At 61.0% G+C, this 1137-nt stretch carries 1 protein-coding gene and 1 pseudogene; both read right to left on the reverse strand.

Annotation, left to right across the window (positions count from 1 at the left end):
* Window positions 1–223 (reverse strand): helix-turn-helix domain-containing protein (locus EOA60_RS34005; protein WP_164899812.1); only part of this gene is annotated, 223 nt, incomplete at its 3' end.
* Window positions 224–489: 266 nt separating this feature from the next.
* Window positions 490–1137, reverse strand: a pseudogene (locus tag EOA60_RS34010) (AMP-binding protein); the annotation flags it as partial.

Genomic DNA, 1137 nt, shown 5'->3' on the forward strand with positions numbered 1-1137 from the left:
AGCTGGCGCCGAGCATGCGGCCGCAGACGGCCTGGTGGATTTCGACCTTGGAGGCGAAGAAGCGGTAGATGTTGGCCGGCGACATGCCGAGCTCGCGTGCAATGTCGGCAACGTTGGTCTTGCCGTAGCCGTAATGCCGGAACAGGCGCTCGGCACAGTCGAGAATGCGCGTCACATTCTCCTGTCTGGCGGGGTCGGCCACGATGTTGGCGGCTTCTGACATGGTGCTTTCGATTTACGAGTGACGAATTTCAATTTTCGTCACTCGTAAATCGAAAGCAGCGAAGAGTCAACGCGGAATCGATATACGCGTACAAAATGGTGACAGATGGTGACAGATGCGGGGGGCCAATGAGCGACGTTGGCGGTTGGCCAATGACACCTATGCCGTCTTCATCCTAGGGCGAAGCAAGGAGCGAAGCGACGCGCACAGACGACGCGGCTGCTGGCGCAAACTGTCGACATCAAGGCCATGCTGGAGGGAGCGAACTACGCCCCCTTCGCCATTTCCCTCAACCTGAACTTCTGGATCTTCCCCGTAGACGTCTTCGGAATGTCGGCGAACACCACCGCCTTCGGGACCTTGAAGCGGGCGAGCAACCCACGGCAATGCTCGATGATCTCGGCCTCGGTCGCAACCTTGCCGGGCTTCAGCTCGACATAGGCGACAGGCACCTCGCCCCATTTCTCGTCTGCGCGGGCAACCACTCCGCAAGAGGCGACGGACGGGTGCTTGTAGAGCGCGTCCTCGACCTCGATGGACGAGATGTTCTCGCCGCCTGAGATGATGATGTCCTTGGAGCGGTCCTTGAGCTGGATGTAGCCGTCCGGGTGCATGACACCGAGATCGCCGGAGTGGAACCAGCCGCCGGCAAAAGCCTCGTCGGTGGCCTTGCGGTTCTTCAGATAGCCTTTCATGACGATGTTGCCGCGGAACATGACCTCGCCGATGGTCTGGCCGTCGGCCGGCGTCTCGATCATTGTCTCGGGGTTCATCACGCTCAACCCTTCCAGCGCGGCGTAGCGCACGCCCTGGCGCGCCTTCTTCGCCGTCCTCGGGCCCTTCTCCAGCTCGTCCCACTCATTGTGCCATTCGTTGACGACGGCCGGCCCATAGGTCTCGGTCAGGCCGTAGAG

The sequence above is a fragment of the Mesorhizobium sp. M1A.F.Ca.IN.020.06.1.1 genome (genome assembly GCF_004023265.1).
Classification (GTDB): Bacteria; Pseudomonadota; Alphaproteobacteria; order Rhizobiales; family Rhizobiaceae; genus Mesorhizobium.